Origin of the sequence: Pseudomonas sp. T8 (assembly GCF_024610635.1) — a bacterium.
Taxonomy (GTDB): domain Bacteria; phylum Pseudomonadota; class Gammaproteobacteria; order Pseudomonadales; family Pseudomonadaceae; genus Aquipseudomonas; species Aquipseudomonas chlororaphis_I.
Window position 1 is genome coordinate 83,965 of sequence record NZ_CP102374.1, and the last position, 20,537, is coordinate 104,501.

Consider the following 20,537-nt stretch of genomic DNA (forward strand, 5'->3'; position numbering starts at 1 on the left):
AGCGACTCCTGCATAATGGCTTTGCAAATCTGCAAATCAGGGAGGCGATGAAGCATGGTGTCGGAAGCGAATTGGGACGATCTTCGCCTGCTGTTGGCGGTCTCGCGGCGTGGCAGTTTTTTGCAGGCGGGCCAGATGCTGGGGATCGCCGCGTCTACCGTGTCCCGCCGGTTGACCCAGCTTGAGAGCGCCCTGGGCGAGCCGCTCGTCGAGCGCGGCGTCGAGGGGTGCTGGTTGACCTCGCGGGGCCAGTCCCTGGTGGAAGTGGCCCTGGCGGCGGAAGCGGGTTTGAGGCGGCAAACCGTTGCCGGCCTGTCCGCGCTGGACACCGAGTTGTCGGGCAGTGTCCTGGTCAGTGCGGGGGAGGGCTTTGCGTCGTGCGTGCTGGAGGCGGCGAGTCGCTTCACCGCGCTTCACCCGCGTTGCACGGTGGAGTTGCTGGTGGCCGCCGACTTTCACAAGATCGTCCGTGGCGTGGCCGACATTGCAGTGCGTACCGCGCACCTGGGCGAGCCGTCGCTGATTTACCGACCCATAGGCCGGCTCGCCTACGGGGTCTTCGCCGATGCGGATTATCTGCGGCGCTTTCCACAGGTGACGCCGGCCACGGCAGTCAATATCGGCCTGCTGCCGCCGCTGGACATGTTGCCGCAAGTGCGGGTGGCCAAGGCCGCCGGCCTGGAGCGCGCGCAGATCAGCGTGAACTCGTTCGCCCTGCAGTTGGACGCGGTGAAGCGAGGCCTGGGGGTAGCCGTGCTGCCGCGTGTGCTGGCGCAGGACCTGATCGAGCTGTTCCCGGAGCTCCAGCTTCCCGATATGGAGGTCTATCTGGTGACCCGGCCACAGGCCTTGAAGCAGGCTCACATCAAATGTTTTTTTGCCATGCTGGAGCAGGTGCTGCTCGAAGCCCTGGCGCTGGAGAAGGTTGAAGCTGACGCCTTGGGAGGCGAGGGCTGAGGTGTGAAGCGCCCCCGGTTTTCCTGTGTGTTATGCATGATCGGCAGAGAGCGCCCAGAAGCGTGCTCGGACACTCAACCCCGCACCAGGTAGGCTCCGGGCGGAACCCGATCGCGCAGTTTCTTGCATTTGCCGGGCTTGGGCTGATGCCCCGGCGGGCGATCGGGAAACCAGATTCGACATTTACCCGGAGGCGGCCGATGGCCACGGGGAATCTCAATCTCGTCGTAGGTGGAGGCTGGCTCGGCGGACGTCATTCGCAGTTGCCCTTCGGGGCTTGGCCTGTCACCCGTTGGCCAGTTTGCTGCGCTTTCCGCCGTTTCGCGGGTGAGTGTCTCAGGGCGGCGTTCAGTGTCCGGCGTGGGCTGCTCGGCGGCGACAGTTTCTGCTGCACGGCGCCTTTTAACCTCTTCCTCCAGGCCCTCCTGTACGGCAACCAGACGCTCATCGGTGTTGGGTGGGTTATTCGACGCCTGGGCCTTCTGCGCCGCCTGGATCAATTGGAGGTTGCGATTGCGTAACGCGAGGTTGCGACCGACCCGCATGTTGGAGCGCGTCGCCAGCGCTTCAGCCTGCTGATACTGCCCCTGCTGGAGACGCAACACGCCGAGGTAGTGCAGGGTCGCGGGGTTGTTCGGCTGGATATGCAGGGCACGCTCCAGCGTGGCGGCGGCCTGGTCCAACTGGCCATCTGCATACTGCTGCGAGGCGGACTCAATCAGGGTTGTTGATGCGGTGTTACTTTGCTGAGAGGCTTTGCGCTCGGCCGCAACCGGACAATGCGACGCGACTGCGCAGAGCGCCAGGATCAGACCCGGCAGAAAACGCTTGGTTGGCATCAGGGGGCAGACTCGGTTGATCATCGACGGCACGCTCGTAAAACAGGCCTTCAGCGCTGTTCGGCCGGGGTGTGTTCACTGTCCCGTCATGACCGATGAAGGGGCTGCTATCGACCTGGCCAGTCACCTGAAGTTCCCGCAGGAACGGCCCCAGTGGCGATAGCCGACGAGTAGCCGAATCAGTGCTACAGATGACGCGGCCTGGAGCAGGGCGGAGTCCTGCGTGGTTACGCAAAAAATGGCTCAAGTAGGATGTATGGCGAGTCGGGCCGAATGCGGACAGGTGGGCAAGTCCGTGCAGTTACCCATGAAAAAAAGGAGAGGTGTGTATGCAGTCGTTCAAAGTGCGCGAGCTACGCAGTACGGATACGCAAGCGCTGCTGGCCTTCGAAACCCGGAGCCGTGAGTGGTTCGAATCCCATATCAAGGCGCGCGCCCCTGCTTTTTATTCGGTGCAGGGCGTCGCCGAGCATATCGAGGGCTACCTGGCCGGTTTCGCGGCTGGCACCTGGCACCCCTTGGTGATCGAGGATTGCAGCGGAACCATCATCGGCCGCGCCAACCTGAAAAACATCGATAGTGCGCAGGGCTCCGCCGAAGTCGGCTATCGGATTGCCCAAAGCGCTTGCGGCCAGGGGCTTGCGACACAGGCGCTGCGGCATCTGATCCAGCAAGCGCGGACGCGCTGGCACCTGACGCAACTGGTGGCTTATGTCTACAAGGACAATCTCGGCTCGACCAAGGTGGTGGAGCGCTGCGGGTTCTTGCTTGAGCCATCAGCAGAAGACGGCAAGGCGGGAGACGAGCGCCGATTTGTTCTCCCGATCTAGATAAGGGGGCTAGCCGTTTACCGCACTCGCGACTCTGACTGTTGGCCTGCAACCGCTACGCCGCGCCAACCTCTTACCCACGCCGCTCGGCCACCAGCAGCAACGACTGCGGCACCGGGCTTTGCGGGTGTTGCGGTTCCTGCAGGCTGGCCAGCTGGAAGCCGGCCATGTCCAGGGCATTCAGCCAGCTGGACAGGGTGCGGAAGTACCACGGCATGGGCTGCCACTGGCCCTTGAAGCCGGCGAAGGTCTCTTCGCGCCAGCCATCCTGATAGTCGCCGGCCGCCGCGCTCCACGGATGCAGGGTCTGGATCGCCAGCGCGCCGCCGGGGGCGAGCAGGGCGTGCATGGCGGCCAGCAGCGGGATGATGTCCTGGTGCAGCAGGGCGAAGTTGGCGCAGATCAGCTCGTAGTCGCGGCCGATGTCCACCTGCGCTTCCACCAGCGCTTCATAGCTGGCCACATGCACCGTTGCCGAGCCTGCGGCGCGCGCGGCCTCGACCAGGGTTGCATCGCCATCCACCCCGACCGCCTCGATGCCCCGTTGAGCCAGGGCCCGCAATAGCCAGCCTTCGCCGCAACCCAGGTCGAGCACACGTTCGGGCTGACGGCCCAGCACCGCCAGCAGGATCGCCTGGTCGGTGACCTCGACGCGGCTTTCGATGGCGCCGCCACGGATGGCCTCGATCCAGGCCTGGGCGTTGTGCTGCCAGCTGTGCAGAAGGGCAGTCTCGGAGGTGGGCATCTCGGTGTCCTCAGTCGGGAGGGTGGATGCCAAGCATAGGGCAAAAGCAGTTCCTGCCGGGACCCTGCCAGTGCCCGTTCGCGCCCGCGACGCAGGCCGAGCCAGAGCCGGCTGCCACCTTCGTCCTGGTTGCCCCCAAGGCCAAGGGCGAGCCGCAGCGCCTGCTGGTGTACGACAAGAAAATTCAGAGGGCGCGCTTATTCGTCGTCATTCGTCGGCGGGTTCGACTACCGTCTAGGGGCCCTTCAGAACAATCTGAATCTCCATCCCCGCATGTTTCGCGAGATCGGGATCGGGCATTGTGGCAGCTCGAGTCGGCAAGGTTTTCGAGGGGGAACCGAGCGGACGGTACAAGGCTCGCTATCGCCGAGTCGTGCCCTTGAGCCGCTATCGTCATTCAACCGAAAAAAATGCTATGCAAAAGGCCCGGCAATGGGCTGTGACAACCCCTCGCGAAAGTCTTTGGTAATGCCGACTCGTTCTTTACAACAACATATAGAATGGACTTGTTCATGATCAAAAAGACGTTGTTCGTACCACTCGCCAGTACGCTTTTATCGTTGGCCTGCGCTCAAGCGATTGCCTCTCCCTATTCCAACTTCATCGTCTTCGGCGACAGCCTCAGCGATGCCGGGCAATTCGCCGACCCAGGCGGCCCCGCGGGAGCCACCCTGCGGGCTACCAACCGCACAGGGCCGGTCTACCTGGATGGCAGCGGAGAACTCCGTTCCGCCAACTCGACCCAATTGCTCGGCGCCAAACTGGGGTTCTCCGAGGACCAGCTCGCCGCATCGACCTCGGCCACCCGCGCCAGCGAAGGCCTGCCTGACGGCAACAACTGGGCGGTCGGCGGTTATCGCACCGACCAGATTCTCGATTCGATTACCACCACCTCGACCGCCGGCAGCCGTAGCCGCCCGGGTTATCTGGTGGCCAACCATTTGCGCGCCGACCCGAATGCCCTGTACTACCTGTCGGGCGGCGGCAACGACTTCCTCCAGGGCCGCGTCACCAGCCTCGACCAGGCCAACGCCGCGGCCGGTCGCCTGGTCGACAGCGTGCAAGCCCTGCAACAGGCTGGCGCCCGTTACATCATGGTCTGGCTGCTGCCGGATATCGGCCTGACCCCGGCAATCAACGGCAGCCCGTTGCAAGGGTTCACTTCCCAGCTCAGCGCCCAGTTCAACAGCGAGTTGGTGCGGCAATTACGGACAGTCGATGCGCAAGTCATTCCCCTCAATATTCCCGTGCTCTTGAAGGAAACCTTCGCCAATCCGGCGCAGTTCGGCCTGGCCACCGACCAGAACCTTATCGCTACCTGCTTCAGCGGCAGAAGCTGCACGGAAAACGCCCGCTACGGCCTTCACAGCGCCACACCGGACCCGAGCAAGCTGATCTACAACGACGGGGTCCACCCCACCGAAGCCGGCCAGCGGCTGATCGCCGATTACGCGTACTCCCTGCTGGCAGCGCCCTGGGAAATAACCCTGCTCCCGGAAATGGCCCAGGGCACCCTGCGTGCGCATCAGGATGAGCTGCGCAACCAATGGCAGGCCGATTGGGAAAACTGGCAGGGCGTCGGTCAATGGCGGGCGATTGTCGCCGCAGGCGGCCAGCACCAGGACTTCGACAGCCAGCGCAGCGGCGCCAGTGCCGACGGCAATGGCTTCAACCTGAACATCGGCGGCAGCTACCGGCTCAATGAGGCCTGGCGAGTGGGCGTGCTGGCCGGCGCCTATCGGCAGAAGCTCGAAGCAGGCAGCAACGATTCGGACTACAAACTCAACACCTACCTGGGCACCGCCTTCGTCCAGTACCAGCAAAACCGCTGGTGGGTCGACGCGGCGGCTACCGCCGGGCACCTGGACTACGACAACCTCAAGCGCAAATTCGACCTGGGCGCCAACGAGCGCGGGGAAAAAGGCGACACCAGCGGCGACATCCTGGCCTTCAGCGCTCGCCTGGGCTACGACATCGCGCAGCAGGCCGGCAGCCCGTGGCACCTGTCGCCGTTCATCAGCGCCGACTACGCGCGGGCCAAGGTCGACGGTTACTCCGAGGACGGCAGCGACTCCACCGCCCTGACCTTCGATGACCAGAAACGCACCTCACGGCGCTTGGGCATCGGCCTGCAGGGCAAGTATCAGATCACCCAGCAAACCCAGGTGTTCGGCGAAATCGCCCACGAAAAGGAATACGAGGATGACACCCAGAAGCTGACCATGGCCCTCAACAGCCTGCCGGACAACAACTACACCCTCGAAGGCTATACCCCGCAGACCAACCTGAACCGCCTGAACCTTGGGGTCAGCCACAAGCTCACCCAGGACCTGGCCCTGCGCGCCAGCTACAACGTCCGCAAGGACGATGACTTCACCCAGCAAGGCATCAACGTCGGGGTCAGTCTCGACTTCTAAAATCCCCCGCAGCCTCGGCAGCGGCTACGAGGTTTCCACCTGTAGCCGCTGCTTCGCGTCATCAGGCCCGACCGGACGCGAATCAGGTCATCAGCTGTCTCGGGTCCGGGTACGGCAGCACTTGTCGCAGATCGGCCTTATGCCTTGCCAGCGCTTCGCTGCCACCCATCGACAGGCCTGGGCTGCGTAGCAGGGTGGATTCGGTGCAAGTCACGTGAGGAACACAGTTGCTACGGCGTTCGCATCCGGTCCTCGTCAGACGCTTTGTTGCGACTTTTGATCAGGCTCAGCAGCACCGAAGCCAGGATGATTCCACCGACCACGGCCAGCGACCATTCCACCGGCATGTGCAGCCACGGCATCAGCGTCATCTTGGTGCCGATGAACACCAGCACGATCGCCAGGCCGTACTTGAGCAGGTGGAAGCGGTCGGCCATGTCGGCCAGCAGGAAGTACAGGGCGCGCAGGCCCATGATCGCGAAGATGTTCGAGGTGAACACAATGAACGGGTCGGTGGTGATGGCGAAAATCGCCGGGATGCTGTCGACCGCGAACATCAGGTCGCTGGCCTCGATCAGCACCAGCACCAGGAACATCGGCGTGGCCCAGCGTTGGCCGTTTTGCAGCACAAAAAAGTGCTCGTCATGAAACCTTTTGGTGATGCGCAGATGGCCTTGTACCCAGCGTAACAAGGGGTTCCTGGCGAGGTCGGGCTGCTGGTGGGCGAAGAGCAGCATCTTGATCCCGGTGATGATCAGGAACACACCGAACGCATACAGCAGCCACGCGAACTGCGACACCAGCCACACGCCGGCGAAAATCATCGCCCCGCGCATCACGATTGCCCCGAGCACCCCGTACAGCAACACCCGGCGCTGCAACTCCGGCGGCACGGCAAAGTAGCCGAAAATCATCACGAAGATGAACATGTTGTCGATCGACAGCGACTGTTCGATCAGATAGCCGGTAAGGAATTCCAGGGTCTTGTGCCGTGCGATCTCAGGCCCGAACTCGGCTTCCAGGTACCACCAGAGCAATCCCGCGAAGACCATCGCCAGCGTGGACCAGGCAATCACCCAGGACGATGCCTCGCGCACCGATACGCGGTGCGCCTTGCGCCCGCCGAGGACAAACAGGTCCAAGGCCAGCATGGCAAGCACGAAGGCGATGAAGGCGAACCACATCCAGGGTTCGCCGATGTGCAGGGACTGCATGCCGTTCTCCCGGTCAGGGCTTTGTTCTGGAGCCGACAGGTCATGCTAGCGGGGAGCTTGCCATGAAGAAAAATCGATTATTCCTGGGCCATGGTTCGTTATTTACGAAGTGTCGCGGATGCGTTCGGCTTATGCCCTGGTTTATTCGATAACGGTATTTAAAAATTTATCTGATAGCGCTTTAGATTATATGGCCGGTCAACTGGATCCATTCTTAAAACAGAATCGATGATCGCCACCGTCCGCCGCACGGATCGCTCGTCTGCATGCCAGGCGTTGTTCGCCCTGGTTTTGGCGTCAAGGAGAGCGGTATGGGGAGCTACACAAAACACCTTCTGTCCACGGCGATCGTCTCGGCCAATGTGCTGGGCGCCGTGCTCTGGAGTGGCGGCGCAGGGGCCGCGCAGGCCACGGAAGACAGCGACACCGCGGCCCGGCTGGATACGGTGATCGTCACCGGCACCCGGGCCCAGGAGCGCACCGCCAGCGCGTCGCTGTCACCCATCGATGTGATTGCCGGCGAGAGCCTGCGCAGTTCCGGTTCCAGCGAACTGGCCACGGTGCTGGCCAAGCTGATCCCGTCGATCAATTTCCCGCGTCCGAGCCTGGTGGACGGCGCCGAGCTGACCCGCCCGGCGCAGTTGCGCGGGTTGTCGCCGGACCAGGTGCTGGTGCTGGTGAACGGCAAGCGCCGGCACACCTCGGCCTTCGTCAACCTCGGCGGCGCGGTGGGGCGCGGCTCGGCGCCGGCGGACCTGAACGCGATCCCGCTGTCGGCCATCGACCATATCGAGGTGCTGCGCGATGGCGCCTCGGCGCGTTATGGCTCGGACGCCATCGCCGGGGTGATCAATATCATCCTGAAGAGCGCCGACCACGGCGGCTCGATATCCACTAAATACGGCCAGTACAAGAAGGGCGACGGCATTCAGCGCCAGGTCGCCGGCAACAGCGGTTTTGCCCTGGGGGACAACGGCTTTGTCAGCCTGTCCGGCGAGGGCGCGAACAACGACTACACCGACCGCGCCGGTAAAGACTTCCGGTCCGCCAGTGTCGGCTCCACCACCTACGGCCAGCATGTGTTCCGCCAGGGCGAGCCGGAAACCGAGGAGGGCAAGTTCCAGTTCAACTCGGCCTACAGCTTCAACGATGCCGCCGAGCTGTATGGCTTCGGCGGCTACAGCAAGCGCCGGGGCGAAACCGCGGCCTTCTATCGCGCCAGCAATGCCTCGAACAACAACCCGGTGCTGCACCCCAACGGTTACCTGCCGCTGATCAACGGCACCCTGCAAGACACCAGCCTGGTGCTCGGCCTGCGTGGCGAGCTGCTGGACAACTGGCACTACGACCTGTCGGCCAACTACGGCAAGAACACCTATGAACTGCGGACCAAGACCATCAATACCTCGCTGGGCCTGGACACCCCGCACGCGTTCGACAACGGCACCCTGACCAACGACCAGCGGCAACTGAGCCTGGACCTGTCGCGGGAGTTCAGCCTGGGCTGGCTGCCTTACCCGGTGTCGGTGGCTTTCGGTACCGAGTACTTGCACCAGGGGTATCAGATCGAGGCCGGGCAGCCCGAGTCCTACTACCAGACCGGCAGTTCCGGGCTGGGCGGTTTCCGCGATTCGGACGCCGGCAGCTCGTCGCGCCACAACTTCGCCCAGTACCTGGACCTGGAGACCCACTTCACCGACAAGCTGGCGGTGTCGGCGGCGGTGCGGCATGAGGACTACAGCGACTTCGGTTCCAACGTCAGCAGCTCGCTCTCGGCGCGCTACGACTTCACCCCGCGGGTGGCCTTGCGCGGCAGTGTTTCCACGGGTTTTCGCGCGCCGTCCCTGGCGCAGCAGAACTTCACCTTCACGTCGTCGCAACTGATCGGCAACACGATTCAGGAATCCGGCACCTTCGCCGCGGACAGCCAGGTCGCCAGGCTGCTGGGGGCGGAAGACCTGAAGGCGGAAAAATCGCGCAACTACAGCCTGGGCCTGGTGCTCGAACCGCTGGACAACCTGACGGTCACCGCCGACCTGTACCACATCGATATCCGCGACCGGGTGTCGCTGTCGTCGAACCTGGTGCTCAACAGCACCGCGATCGATTACCTCAAGGCCAACGGCGTCGGCAACATCAACTACACCAGCGCGCGCTACTTCACCAACGCCACCGACACCAGCACCGACGGTGTGGACCTGGTGGCCAACTATCGCTACCGGCTGGACAACGGCATCCGCTGGAACAGTACGCTCGGCTACAACTACAACCACACCAAGGTCACCGATGTGAAAGCCAACCCGGCGATCCTCGATCAACTGGGGGTCAACCTGGTGCGGGTCGACCGGCGCGAGCGCATCGGCCTCTTGGGCGACACCACGCCGCAGCACAAGCTGAGCCTGGCCAACGACTTCAACTACGGCAACTGGGCGCTGCACAGCAATCTGGTGCGTTACGGCGAGTTCACCAGCTACCAGGCGGACAAGGTCAACGACCAGACCTTCAGCGCCGCCTGGCTGCTGGACCTGGCGGTCGACTACAAGCTGCAGAACTGGCTGTTCACCCTGGGCGGCGACAACGTCACCGACAAATACCCGGAGAAGGTCAACGCCTACGCCTCCAGCGGCGGCAACCTGGCGTACAGCACCTTCTCGCCCTACGGCTATAGCGGCGCGTTCTACTACGCCAAGGTTGCCTATAGCTGGTAGGGCGTAGCGGGCAGGGCGCAAGGCGCTGTCCAAAGGGCCCGGCGGTTTTCGGGCCCCGTGGGGGATTGGCCGCGCCGCGTCATAACGGCATAAGCCAGCACCTTTGATTATTGGACAGGCCAAGTTTGCCCGGTCGATGCTGCGGGGCCTCTGACCCAGGAGCTGTCACAAGGAGCTTTCCATGCCTGCCCAACGCCAACTCAAGCTGGGTGCCTTCATGCGCCCGGTCAGCATCCACACCGGCGCCTGGCGCTACCCGGGCGCCTATCGCGACGCCAACTTCAACTTCGCCCACCTCAAGCGTTTCGCCCAGACCCTGGAGCGGGCGCGCTTCGATGCGTTTTTCATGGCCGATCACCTGGCCTTGCTCAACATGCCCATCGACGCCTTGAAACGCAGCCATACCGCCACCTCGTTCGAACCCTTCACCCTGTTGTCCGCCCTCAGCCAGGCCACCGAACACATCGGCCTGGTGGCGACGGCTTCGACCACCTATGACGAGCCGTTTCATATCGCCCGGCGCTTCGCTTCCCTCGACCACCTGAGCAACGGCCGCGCCGGCTGGAATATCGTCACCACCGCCAACCCCGATGCCGCGCTGAACTTCGGCCTGGAGCAGGCTTTCGCCCATGACCAGCGTTATGCCCGGGCGCGGGAGTTCTATGAGGTGGTCACCGGGCTCTGGGACAGCTGGGCGGACGACGCCTTCATTCGCGATGCCGACAGCGGGGTGTATTTCGACCCGGACAAGCTGCACCGCCTCGACCACGCCGGCCGCCACCTGAACGTGCGCGGACCGCTGCACATCGCGCGCCCGGTGCAGGGCTGGCCGGTGATCGTGCAGGCCGGCGCGTCGGAGCCCGGGCGCCAGCTGGCCGCGGAAACCGCGGAGGTGATTTTTGTCGCCCCGGGCACGCTGGAGGAGGGCCGCTCGTTTTATGCCGATATCAAGCGGCGCATGGTCGCCGTCGGCCGCGACCCCGAGCATTTGAAGATCCTGCCCGGGGCCTTTGTGGTGGTCGGCGATACCCAGGAGGAAGCACGGCGGATCCGCGCGCACCTCGACAGCCTGGTGCACTACGAGAGCGCGATCGCCTCGCTGTCCATCGCCCTGGGCACCGACGCGACGAAGTTCGATCCGGACGCTTTCCTGCCGCCGATCCCCGAAACCAACGCCAGCCAGAGCGCCCGCGAGCGCGTATTGGCGCTGGCCGACCGCGAACAGCTGACAGTCCGCCAACTGGCCCAGCGCCTCGGTGGATACGCCGGCCTGTCGTTCGTCGGCACCGCGCGGAGCATCGCCGACGACATGCAGCAATGGCTGGAGACCCGCGGCAGCGACGGATTCAACATCATGTTTTCCTGGCTGCCGGGCGGCCTCGACGACTTCGTCGCCAAGGTCATTCCCGAATTGCAGGGGCGGGGGATTTTCCGCCGCGAATACGAGGGAGCTACCTTGCGTGAAAACCTCGGGTTGCCGCGGCCGGCGAATCGGTTTTTTACCTGAGCTTTTATCCCCGCACCAGGCTGCGCTTGATCCACTCATACAGCTCGACGCCTTCGGTGGAGAGTTCGCTGTTGGCGCGGCGGCACAGGTAATACTGACGTCCGTCGTCGACCTCCAGGTCGAACAGTTTCACCAGCTCGCCGCTGGCCACATGGGGCGCCACCAGCGGCTCGCGCAGCAATGAGCAGCCGAGGCCGGTGAGGGTGGCGGTCAGGGCCAGCTGGCCGTCTTCCAGCAGCAGGCCGTTGAGCGCGGTGGCGTGGCGCACCTCGGCGGCCTGCAGCCACTGGCCCCAGGTGCCGCGTTCCTCGTCGTGCAGCAGCGGCAGTTCGCTCAGGGCCTGGGGGCTGTCGATGGGGCCGTGCCGTTCGAGAAAGGCGCGGCTGCAATAGGGCGTGACCGCCCCGGAAATCAGCGGCTCGCTGTGATACCCCGGCCAGTGCCCGGTGCCGAAGCGGATCGACAGGTCCGCCGCGTCGCTGGGGTAGCTGCGGTGGTTGGCGTAAGTGACGTTGATGTCCAGCTCCGGATGGTCCCGCAAAAACTCCGCCAGGCGCGGAATGAACAGGTTGATGCCGAACAGCGGGATCAGGCTGATGGTGACCTGGCGCGTGGCGCTTTTTTCCCGCACATGCTCGGTGGCGCTGCGCAGCACGGCGAAGGCCGAGCGGATCGCCCGGTAATACTCGCGGCCTTCCTCGGTGAGGATCAGGTTGCGGCCCTGGCGCAAGGTCAACGGCTGCTGCAGGAAGCTTTCCAGCAGGTGCAACTGATGGCTGACCGCGGAGGGGGAGACGTCCAGCTCGCGGGCGGCGGCGTTCACCCCGCCATGGCGGGCGAAGGCTTCGAAGGTGCGCACGGCACGCAGTGGAGGGTCATTGGCTAACTGTTCTAAATTATTCATGTGTTGAATTAAATACCAAGATATTTGAGAAATAAAGGGTCGTATCTGCCGTATTTGTGGCGGTTATAGCGTTTCTTTTATTTCGCATAACCATATGAATTTCTGATATTTGATAAAAATAGAATAAATAACTAGTGTGCCGCGTTCTTGCTTTCCGGTCGGCGCGCGGTGCGGTCCGACCCTTGGTACATGGGGTTGATGGTTTTCATGGATGCCTTTATCCAGCAACTGCTCAATGGCTTGATGTCGGGCAGTCTCTACGCGCTCGTGGCCCTGGGTTACACCATGGTCTACGGCATCCTGCGGATCATCAACTTCGCCCATGGCGACGTGTTGATGATTGGCGCCCTGATCGGGTTGTCGGTGATTCGCCTGTTGCAGGCCGCCTGGCCCGAATTGCCCGCGGTGCCGGTCCTGCTGCTGGCCACCCTGATCGCCATGGCCTGCTGCGCCTTGCTCGCGGTGCTGATCGAGCGGGTCGCCTACCGGCGCCTGCGCCATGCGCCGCGCCTGGCCCCGCTGATCAGCGGCATCGGCGTGTCGCTGCTGCTGCAAACCGCCGCGATGCTGGTGTGGACGCGCAACCCGCAGATGTTCCCGCAATTGCTGCCGCTGGAGCCGATCGAGGTGCTGACCGGCACTTCCGGGCATGGCGCGGTCACCAATGCCACCGCCCTGACCACCATCGGCATCGCCCTGGCGGTGATGCTGGCGCTGCTGGTGCTGGTGGAGCGCAGCCGCTTTGGCCGGGCCATGCGCGCGGTCGCCGAGAACCCTCAGGTCGCGAGCCTGATGGGCATCGACCCCAACCGCATCATCGTGCTGACCTTCGCCATCGGCGGCGCCCTGGCCGCGCTCGCCGGGATCATGATGGCCAGCAACTACGGCAGCGCGCATTTCTACATGGGCTTCCTGCCAGGGATCAAAGCCTTCACCGCCGCGGTGCTGGGGGGCATCGGCAACCTCAAGGGGGCGATGCTCGGCGGCCTGCTGCTGGGGCTGATCGAAGCCCTGGGCACCGGCTACCTGGGAACGGCCACCGGCGGCGTGTTCGGTAGCAACTATCAGGATGTGTTCGCCTTTATCGTGCTGATCGCGGTGCTGGTGTTGCGTCCTTCGGGGATTCTTGGCGAACGACTGGCGAGCCGCGCATGACACTCACTACCGCACTGGCAACACCTTCCAGCACCCGCGCCCACTTCGGCCTGCTGCTGTTCACCCTGGCCCTGGTCCTGGCGCCCTGGGTGGTCGGCCATGCGGGCGGCAACACCTGGGTGCGGACCCTGGATTTCGCGCTGCTCTACATCATGCTGGCCCTGGGGCTGAACATCGTGGTCGGTTACGCCGGGCTGCTGGACATGGGCTTTATCGCCTTCTACGCGGTGGGCGCCTACCTCGCGGCGCTGCTGTCCTCGCCGCACCTGCTGGCGCAGTTCCCGGCCCTGGCGGCGGTCCTGCCGGAAGGTTTGCATACCTCGATCTGGCTGATCCTGCCCCTGGCCGCGCTGCTGGCGGCCGGCTGCGGCCTGGTGCTGGGGGCGCCGACCCTGCGCCTGCGCGGCGACTACCTGGCCATCGTCACCCTGGGTTTTGGCGAGATCATTCGCATCCTGCTGCGTAACCTCGACCGGCCGGTGAACCTCACCAACGGCCCCAAGGGCATTGCCCAGGTCGACCCGGTGCACCTGCTGGGGATCAACCTCGGCCGCAGCCAGGAGTTGTTCGGCCTGCGCCTGCCGTCGGTCTACCTGTACTACTACCTGTTCGCCGCGCTGGTGCTGCTGATCCTGTTCGCCTGTATCCGCCTCCAGCGTTCGCGCATCGGTCGCGCCTGGATGGCGATTCGCGAGGACGAGGACGCGGCGCAAGCCATGGGCCTGGATACCCGGCGCCTGAAGTTGCTGGCGTTTGCCATAGGCGCTGCCTTCGGCGGTATCAGCGGCGCGCTGTTCGCCTCCTTCCAGGGGTTCGTGTCGCCGGAGTCCTTCACCCTCAACGAATCGATTGCCGTGCTGGCCATGGTGGTGCTGGGCGGCATGGGCCATATCCCCGGGGTGATCCTCGGCTGCGTGCTGCTGGCGGCCCTGCCGGAAGCCCTGCGCGCGAGCATGGGCCCGTTGCAGCAGGCGCTGTTCGGCCAGGTGCTGCTGGACCCGGAAATCATCCGCCAGCTGTTCTACGGGCTGGCGCTGATCCTGGCCATGCTCTATCGGCCCGCGGGCCTGTGGCCGGCGCCGGCGGGAGGTGCGCGATGAACCAGCCGTTGCTGCGGATCGCAGGGGTGAACAAGCACTTCGGTGGCGTCGCCGCGCTGAGCGATGTCAGCCTGAGCATCCAGCCCGGGGAAATCTACGGCTTGATCGGGCCCAATGGCGCCGGCAAGACCACCTTCTTCAATGTCATGACCGGCCTCTACAGCGCCGACTCCGGAAGTTTCCAGCTCGACGGCCAGGCCTATCGGCCCACGGCGGTGCACCGGGTGGCCCGGGCCGGCATCGCCCGGACCTTCCAGAACATCCGCCTGTTCAACGCCATGAGCGCGCTGGAGAACGTCATGGTCGGGCGCCATGTGCGCACCCGCAACGGCCTCTGGGCCGCCTTGAGCCGGCATCGCCGGGCCCGCGAGGAAGAAGCCCGGACCCGCGAGCAGGCCTGTCGCCTGCTGGAATACGTGGGCCTGGCCGGCTTCGCCGACTACCGTGCCGACAGCCTGTCCTACGGCCATCAGCGGCGCCTGGAAATCGCCCGCGCCCTGGCGACCGAACCGCTGCTGCTGGCTCTCGACGAGCCGGCGGCGGGGATGAACGCCAGCGAGAAAGTGCAACTGCGCGGCCTGCTGGAAAAAATCCGCGGCGATGGCCACAGCCTGTTGCTGATCGAGCACGACGTGAAACTGGTGATGGGGGTATGCGACCGCATCAGCGTGCTGGACTACGGCCGGGTGATCGCCGAGGGCGCGCCAGAGCAGGTGCGTCGCCATCCGGCAGTGATTCAAGCCTACCTGGGAGCCAGCGCCGATGTCTGAGCCACTGTTGAAAATCGACGGCTTGCAGGTGCGCTACGGCGCCATCGAAGCGGTCAAGTCCCTGGACCTGCGGATCGCCGAGGGTGAGCGGGTGACCCTGATCGGCGCCAACGGCGCGGGCAAGACTTCCAGCCTCAAGGCGCTCACCGGGTTGCTGCCGGCGGCCCGGGGGCAGATCCATTTCGCCGGGTGTCCGGTGCTGGGCCTGGCGCCCCATGAACTGCTGCGCCAGGGCATCGCCATGGTCCCGGAAGGGCGCGGCATCTTCGCCCGCATGACGGTGCTGGAGAACCTCCAGGCCGGGGCTTTCCTGCGCCGTGACCGGGCCCAGGTCAACCGCGAGATCGGCCAGTTGTTCGAGCACTTTCCACGCCTGGAAGAACGCTTGCAGCAGTGCGCCGGGCTGCTCTCCGGCGGCGAGCAGCAGATGCTCGCCCTGGCCCGCGCGCTGTTGTCCCGGCCGCGCCTGCTGGTGCTGGACGAGCCGTCCATGGGGCTGGCGCCGATCATGGTGGAGAAGCTGTTCCAGGTCATCGACGACGTCTGCCGCCAGGGTATGACCCTGTTGCTGGTGGAGCAGAACGCCCGGCTGGCCTTGCAGGTCACTGATCGCGCCTACGTGATGGACATCGGCCGCATCAGCCTGAGCGGCGCCTCGCGCGATCTGCTCGACGACCCCGAGGTGCGCGCGGCGTACCTCGGGGAATGAATCAACCACTGACGCTACCGGACGCCCGGCGTGTTCCGACAAGCCCGTACAGGCCAGACATGGCCTGCCTGAAACAGGAAATACCGATGAAAACTTGCGTTCCATTCAAACGCGCCGTACTCCTGGGCCTGGCGCTGAGCAGCCTGGCCAGTGCCCTGGCCCAGGCCGAGCAACAGGTGCTGATCGGCCTCGCCGGGCCGCTGACCGGGCCCTCGGCGCGGATCGGCAAGGACCTGGAAAACGGCGCGCAACTGGCCATCGACCAGGCCAACGCCCGCCACCCGCAGATCAATGGCGAGGCGGTGACCTACACGCTGGTCTCCGAAGACGATCAGTCCGATCCACGCACGGCGGTCTCGGTGGCCCAGCGCCTGGTCGACGCCGAGGTGGTCGGGGTGGTCGGCCACTGGAACACCGGCACCAGCATTCCCGCAGCGCGGGTCTACCACGACGCCGGGATCGCCCAGGTGGCGCCGGTCGCCACCGGCCATGCCTACACCCAGCAGGGTTTCGACAGCAGTTTCCGGATCATGGGCCATGACGACGATGGCGGCCGGGTCGCCGGCGACTATGCGTTGAATAGCCTCAAGGCCCGGCGCATCGCGGTGATCGACGATCGCACCGCCTTCGGCCAGGGTCTGGCGGACCAGTTCGCCAAGGCCGTCGAGGCCGGTGGCGCCAGCGTGGTGGCGCGCGAGTATGTGGACGACAAGACCATCGATTTCAGCGCGGTGCTGACCAATATCCGCAGCCAGAACCCCGACCTGATTTTCTTCGGCGGCGTCGACTCCCAGGCCGCGCCGCTGGCCCGGCGCATCAAGCAACTGGGGATCAAGGCCCCGCTGATGGGCGCCGGTGGGTTTGTCAGCCAGACCTTCCTGCAACTGGCGCAAAACGAAGGCGAGGGCGTGATTGCCCTGGAGCCGGGCCTGGCGGTGGCGCAGATGCCTGGCGGCAAGGCCTTCGAGCAGGCGTACCAGCAACGCTTCAAACACGGCATCGAACTGCATGCGCCATTCGCCTATGACGGCGTCGGCGTGCTGATCGCGGCGATCGAGAAAGCCGGCTCGACCGATCCCCGGCAATACCTGCCGGTGCTGCGCGCCAGCAATTATCCGGGGGTGACCGGCACCATCGCCTTCGATGCCCAGGGCAACCTGAAGAACCCATCGTTCACCGTCTACCAGGTCAAGGCTGGCCAGTGGCAGCCGGTGAGCGTGGCGGGTGGCGAACCGGCGCAATAAGGCTAAGGCCAATCATCGGGCGGGCCCTGTGGCTCGCCCGGTTCCGTGGAGCTGATGGAGGCACACAATGAGCAAACTGCAAGGTGAACTGGGCATCCTCGCCCGGCGGCGGATCGAAGCGGAAATCATCAAGCCGATCTACGACATCCTGGTGCGCGAGCACGGCCAGGCCCATGCCGCGGCGGTGATAGGCGAGGCCGTGGGCAATGCGGCGATCCAGGCCGGCCGGCATTTCGCCGCCCTGGAGGAAAACGGCACCGACCTCAAGAGCTTCGTCGAGCTGCAGGTGCTCTGGGAGCAGGACGACGCGCTGAAGGTCGAGATCATCGCCAGCGACGCCGAGCACTACGACTATGACGTCAAACGCTGCCGCTACGCCGAGATGTACCACGAGATGGGCCTGGGCGAGATCGGCCACCTGCTGTCGTGCAACCGCGACGAGCTGTTTATCGTCGGCTACAACCCGGACATTGAACTGACCCGCACCCAGACCATCATGGGCGGCGCGCCGCGCTGCGATTTCCGCTACCGTGCCAAGCCCCAGGAGCCGCGCTCATGAGTCTTCAGGCACGGGTCAATGGCGAGCGCCTGTGGGCCTCGCTGATGGAGATGGCGCAGATCGGCGCCACCGCCAAGGGTGGGGTCACGCGGTTGGCGTTGAGCGATGAGGACCGGCGCGGCCGCGATCTGTTCGTGGCCTGGGCTGAAGCCGCAGGGTGCACGATCCGCATCGATGCCATGGGCAATATCTTTGCCCGGCGCGCCGGGCGCAACGATGAGCTGGCGCCGGTGCTGACCGGCTCCCACGGCGATTCCCAGCCGGCGGGCGGCAAGTTCGATGGCATCTATGGCGTGCTGGCCGGGCTGGAGGTGCTGCGCACCCTCAACGACCTCGGGATCGAGACCGAGCGGCCGATCGAGGTGGTCAACTGGACCAACGAAGAAGGCTCGCGCTTCGCCCCGGCGATGATTGCCTCGGGGGTGTATGCCGGGGTGTTCGATCTGGAGTACGGCCTGTCGCGAGTCGATGCCGAGGGGGTCAGCATCGGCGAGGCGCTGCAACGCATCGGTTACGCCGGCACTCATCCGGTGGGCGGCCAGGCGGTGCACGCGGCGTTCGAGCTGCACATCGAGCAGGGCCCGATTCTCGAAGCCCAGGGCCTGACCATAGGCGTGGTCAGCGGGGCCCAGGGCCAGCGCTGGTATGAAGTCGAACTGCTGGGCCGCAGCGCCCATGCCGGGACCACGCCCATGGACCATCGGCTGGATGCCGTGCTCGGGTTCGCCCGGGTGGTGGAGGCGGTCAACCAGCTGGGCCTGGAGCAGGGCGCCGAGGGCCGGGCTACGGTGGGCATGGCCAATCTCTTTCCCAACTCGCGCAACGTGGTGCCCGGGCGGGTGTTTTTCAGCGTCGAGTTCCGCCACCCGGACGAGGCGGTGCTGGCCCGCCAGGACCAGCAGCTGCGCGAGGCGGTGGCCCAGATTGCCGAGCGGATCGGCCTGCAGCACAGCGTCAAGCAGATCTTCCAGTACGCGCCCATCGCCTTCGACCGCGATTGCGTCGAGGTGGTCCGCGCCGCCAGCGCAGCCCTGGGCTACAGCCACCGGCCGATGATCTCCGGGGCCGGGCACGACGCCTGCTACCTGAACCGCGTGGCGCCCACGGCGATGATCTTCGTGCCCTGCGTGGACGGCCTCAGCCACAACGAAGCCGAAGCGATCCACCCCCATTGGGCCACGGCCGGCGCCGATGTGTTGTTGCAGTCGATTCTGGCCAAGGCGGGGAACTGAACCCACGGCAGGCTGTGCAGCACTCCGGCAAGCCTGGGGAGAAATACCGCCTGCGGCGCAGCCATTGCGGCTGCGCCAGGCTTCTGCAGAATGTGTTGCAACCCGCGATAACACGGATGACAATGCGAGTCATTATCAGTCGCGAATTATTCCATCGTCATGCCCGCCAACGACCTGTCCTTACGCAGTGCTGTCAACGATCTGTATTGTGACCACCACGGTTGGCTCCAGGGCTGGCTGCGCAAGCGCCTGGGCAATGCCTTCGATGCCGCGGACCTGACCCAGGACACCTTCGTCCGGGTGATCAAGGCCCGCTCCGCGCTGGATATCCGCGAGCCGCGCTCGTACCTGTCGATGATTGCCAAGGGGCTGCTGATCGACCTGTTTCGCCGGCGTTCTCTGGAGCAGGCCTACCTCGACGTGCTGGCCGCCATGCCCGAAGCCTTGCAGCCATCGCCGGAGGAGCAGGCGATGCTGTTCCAGGCGCTGATGGAAATCGATCGCCTGCTGCAAGGGCTGGGGCCGCGGGTCAAGCAGACCTTTATCCTGTCGCAATTCAATGGCCTGACCTATCCGCAAATCGCCGAACAGTTGGGTGTCAGCGTGCGCACGGTGAACAACCACATGGCCAAGGCCATGGAGCATTGCTGCCTGATGCAGATCCAGTTGCAACTCGCATGAGCCTGCCTGCCGAGGAAGTGAAGGCCATCGGTGTCGCGGCGCGCTGGTATGCCCGCTTGCATTCCGGCACCGCGACTGACGCCGATCGCGCCGCCTGGGACAGCTGGCTGGCGGCCGATCCGCTGAATCGCCAGGCCTGGCAACGCATGGCCGCAGTGGCCGAGCAGATGGCCAGCGTGCCGGGCGCCCTGGCGGCGCCGACCTTGAGCAAGGCCGGCAACAGTTCCCGGCGCCAGGTGCTGCGCAGCGCCTTGCTGCTGACCTGTGCCGGCACCCTGGGCTGGCTGGGCTGGCGTAGCCAGGCCGCGCAGAACCTGATGTGCGACTACCGCACCCGGGTCGGCGAGCGCCGCGAATTCCGCCTGGCGGACGGCAGTAGCCTGCTGCTCAACACCGACACCTCGGTCAACCTGCGCTTCGATGGGCGCCAGCGGGTGCTGGAGCTGCTGTGGGGCGAGATCCTCGTCAGTACCGCGCCTGATCCATTGCAGCGCCCGTTCAAGGTGGTCACCCGCCATGCCGAGGTGCTGGCGCTGGGCACGCGTTTTATCGTGCGCAGCCAGCCCGGCGGTGGCGAGGTGGCGGTGCTGGAAAAGGCGGTGGAGGTCAGTGTGCCGGGCAGCGGTACGGCGATGCGCGTCGAGGCCGGCAAGCGGGTGGCGTTCAACGAGCGCAGCCTGGGCATGCAACGCGGCAACGATGTCTCGGTGGGCGCCTGGCAGCAGGGCAGCATCATCGCCATCGACCGTCCCTTGGCTGTGCTGCTCAACGACCTGTCGCGCTATCGTCCCGGCGTGCTGCGTTGGGACCCGGCCATCGGCGACCTGAAGGTCTCCGGGGTCTTTCCCATCGATGACACCGACCTCGCGCTGGCGGCGCTGGAGAGCGGATTTGCCCTGCGCGTGACCCGCTACAGCCGTTTCTGGGTCCAGGTCGCCCGGGCCGATTCGCGCTGACAATCGCCCT

General features: G+C 65.0%; 18 protein-coding genes. 14 read left to right on the forward strand and 4 right to left on the reverse strand.

Translation table 11 applies throughout. The annotated features are described in order from the left end of the window. Positions 1-54: 54 nt before the first annotated feature. Complete coding sequence (locus tag NRG23_RS00330; protein ID WP_028682332.1) at positions 55-957, forward strand: LysR family transcriptional regulator; 903 nt, start codon at positions 55-57, stop codon at positions 955-957. 74 nt (positions 958-1,031) lie between these two features. Here NRG23_RS00330 and NRG23_RS00335 read toward each other — a convergent pair whose 3' ends face one another. Further along, positions 1,032-1,796 (reverse strand): lipopolysaccharide assembly protein LapB, encoded by a 765-nt coding sequence (locus NRG23_RS00335; protein ID WP_257375115.1) that lies wholly within the window; start codon positions 1,794-1,796, stop codon positions 1,032-1,034. 329 nt (positions 1,797-2,125) lie between these two features. Between NRG23_RS00335 and NRG23_RS00340 the strand changes: the two genes are divergently transcribed. Further along, positions 2,126-2,626 (forward strand): GNAT family N-acetyltransferase, encoded by a 501-nt coding sequence (locus tag NRG23_RS00340; RefSeq protein ID WP_257373476.1) that lies wholly within the window; start codon positions 2,126-2,128, stop codon positions 2,624-2,626. 73 nt (positions 2,627-2,699) lie between these two features. Here NRG23_RS00340 and NRG23_RS00345 read toward each other — a convergent pair whose 3' ends face one another. Continuing rightward, complete coding sequence (locus tag NRG23_RS00345; protein ID WP_028682335.1) at positions 2,700-3,371, reverse strand: bifunctional 2-polyprenyl-6-hydroxyphenol methylase/3-demethylubiquinol 3-O-methyltransferase UbiG; 672 nt, start codon at positions 3,369-3,371, stop codon at positions 2,700-2,702. A 512-nt stretch (positions 3,372-3,883) separates the two neighbouring features. Here NRG23_RS00345 and estP point away from each other — a divergent pair. Then, entirely contained in the window at positions 3,884-5,788 is a 1,905-nt protein-coding gene (estP, locus tag NRG23_RS00350) for an esterase EstP (RefSeq protein WP_257373477.1), read from the forward strand. Between the two features lie 230 nt (positions 5,789-6,018). Here estP and NRG23_RS00355 read toward each other — a convergent pair whose 3' ends face one another. Then, entirely contained in the window at positions 6,019-7,002 is a 984-nt protein-coding gene (locus NRG23_RS00355; protein WP_009049490.1) for a TerC family protein, read from the reverse strand. Positions 7,003-7,313: 311 nt separating this feature from the next. On the opposite strand from NRG23_RS00355, the gene NRG23_RS00360 reads away from it, so the two are divergent. Both NRG23_RS00360 and NRG23_RS00365 read left to right on the forward strand, forming a co-directional pair. Then, the gene (locus NRG23_RS00360; RefSeq protein WP_257373478.1) at positions 7,314-9,710 is read left to right on the forward strand and encodes a TonB-dependent siderophore receptor; all 2,397 of its coding nucleotides are present in this window, start codon (positions 7,314-7,316) and stop codon (positions 9,708-9,710) included. A gap of 181 nt (positions 9,711-9,891) precedes the next feature. Then, complete coding sequence (locus tag NRG23_RS00365; protein ID WP_257373479.1) at positions 9,892-11,217, forward strand: LLM class flavin-dependent oxidoreductase; 1,326 nt, start codon at positions 9,892-9,894, stop codon at positions 11,215-11,217. A 4-nt stretch (positions 11,218-11,221) separates the two neighbouring features. Here NRG23_RS00365 and NRG23_RS00370 read toward each other — a convergent pair whose 3' ends face one another. Further along, positions 11,222-12,121 (reverse strand): LysR substrate-binding domain-containing protein, encoded by a 900-nt coding sequence (locus tag NRG23_RS00370; RefSeq protein ID WP_009049486.1) that lies wholly within the window; start codon positions 12,119-12,121, stop codon positions 11,222-11,224. Between the two features lie 207 nt (positions 12,122-12,328). On the opposite strand from NRG23_RS00370, the gene NRG23_RS00375 reads away from it, so the two are divergent. From NRG23_RS00375 to NRG23_RS00415, 9 genes are all read left to right on the forward strand, one after another. Then, complete coding sequence (locus tag NRG23_RS00375) at positions 12,329-13,276, forward strand: branched-chain amino acid ABC transporter permease (RefSeq protein WP_038633198.1); 948 nt, start codon at positions 12,329-12,331, stop codon at positions 13,274-13,276. Continuing rightward, complete coding sequence (locus NRG23_RS00380) at positions 13,273-14,376, forward strand: ABC transporter ATP-binding protein (protein ID WP_041989363.1); 1,104 nt, start codon at positions 13,273-13,275, stop codon at positions 14,374-14,376. Before NRG23_RS00375 ends, NRG23_RS00380 begins: the two co-directional genes overlap by 4 nt. Next, the gene (locus NRG23_RS00385; RefSeq protein WP_038633193.1) at positions 14,373-15,146 is read left to right on the forward strand and encodes an ABC transporter ATP-binding protein; all 774 of its coding nucleotides are present in this window, start codon (positions 14,373-14,375) and stop codon (positions 15,144-15,146) included. The genes NRG23_RS00380 and NRG23_RS00385 overlap by 4 nt, the downstream gene beginning before the upstream one ends. Next, positions 15,139-15,855, forward strand: a complete 717-nt coding sequence (locus NRG23_RS00390) for an ABC transporter ATP-binding protein (RefSeq protein WP_257373480.1) — start codon at positions 15,139-15,141, stop codon at positions 15,853-15,855. Before NRG23_RS00385 ends, NRG23_RS00390 begins: the two co-directional genes overlap by 8 nt. A gap of 86 nt (positions 15,856-15,941) precedes the next feature. Continuing rightward, the gene (locus tag NRG23_RS00395; RefSeq protein ID WP_016702488.1) at positions 15,942-17,099 is read left to right on the forward strand and encodes a branched-chain amino acid ABC transporter substrate-binding protein; all 1,158 of its coding nucleotides are present in this window, start codon (positions 15,942-15,944) and stop codon (positions 17,097-17,099) included. 67 nt (positions 17,100-17,166) lie between these two features. Further along, entirely contained in the window at positions 17,167-17,658 is a 492-nt protein-coding gene (locus NRG23_RS00400; RefSeq protein WP_038633187.1) for an L-2-amino-thiazoline-4-carboxylic acid hydrolase, read from the forward strand. Next, positions 17,655-18,890 (forward strand): M20 family metallo-hydrolase, encoded by a 1,236-nt coding sequence (locus NRG23_RS00405; RefSeq protein WP_257373481.1) that lies wholly within the window; start codon positions 17,655-17,657, stop codon positions 18,888-18,890. The genes NRG23_RS00400 and NRG23_RS00405 overlap by 4 nt, the downstream gene beginning before the upstream one ends. 159 nt (positions 18,891-19,049) lie before the next feature. Next, the gene (locus tag NRG23_RS00410; RefSeq protein WP_009049478.1) at positions 19,050-19,571 is read left to right on the forward strand and encodes a sigma-70 family RNA polymerase sigma factor; all 522 of its coding nucleotides are present in this window, start codon (positions 19,050-19,052) and stop codon (positions 19,569-19,571) included. Then, a complete protein-coding gene (locus tag NRG23_RS00415) occupies positions 19,568-20,527 on the forward strand; it encodes a FecR domain-containing protein (RefSeq protein WP_257373482.1) in 960 nt (319 codons plus the stop codon). Before NRG23_RS00410 ends, NRG23_RS00415 begins: the two co-directional genes overlap by 4 nt. The last annotated feature ends 10 nt before the right edge of the window (positions 20,528-20,537 follow it).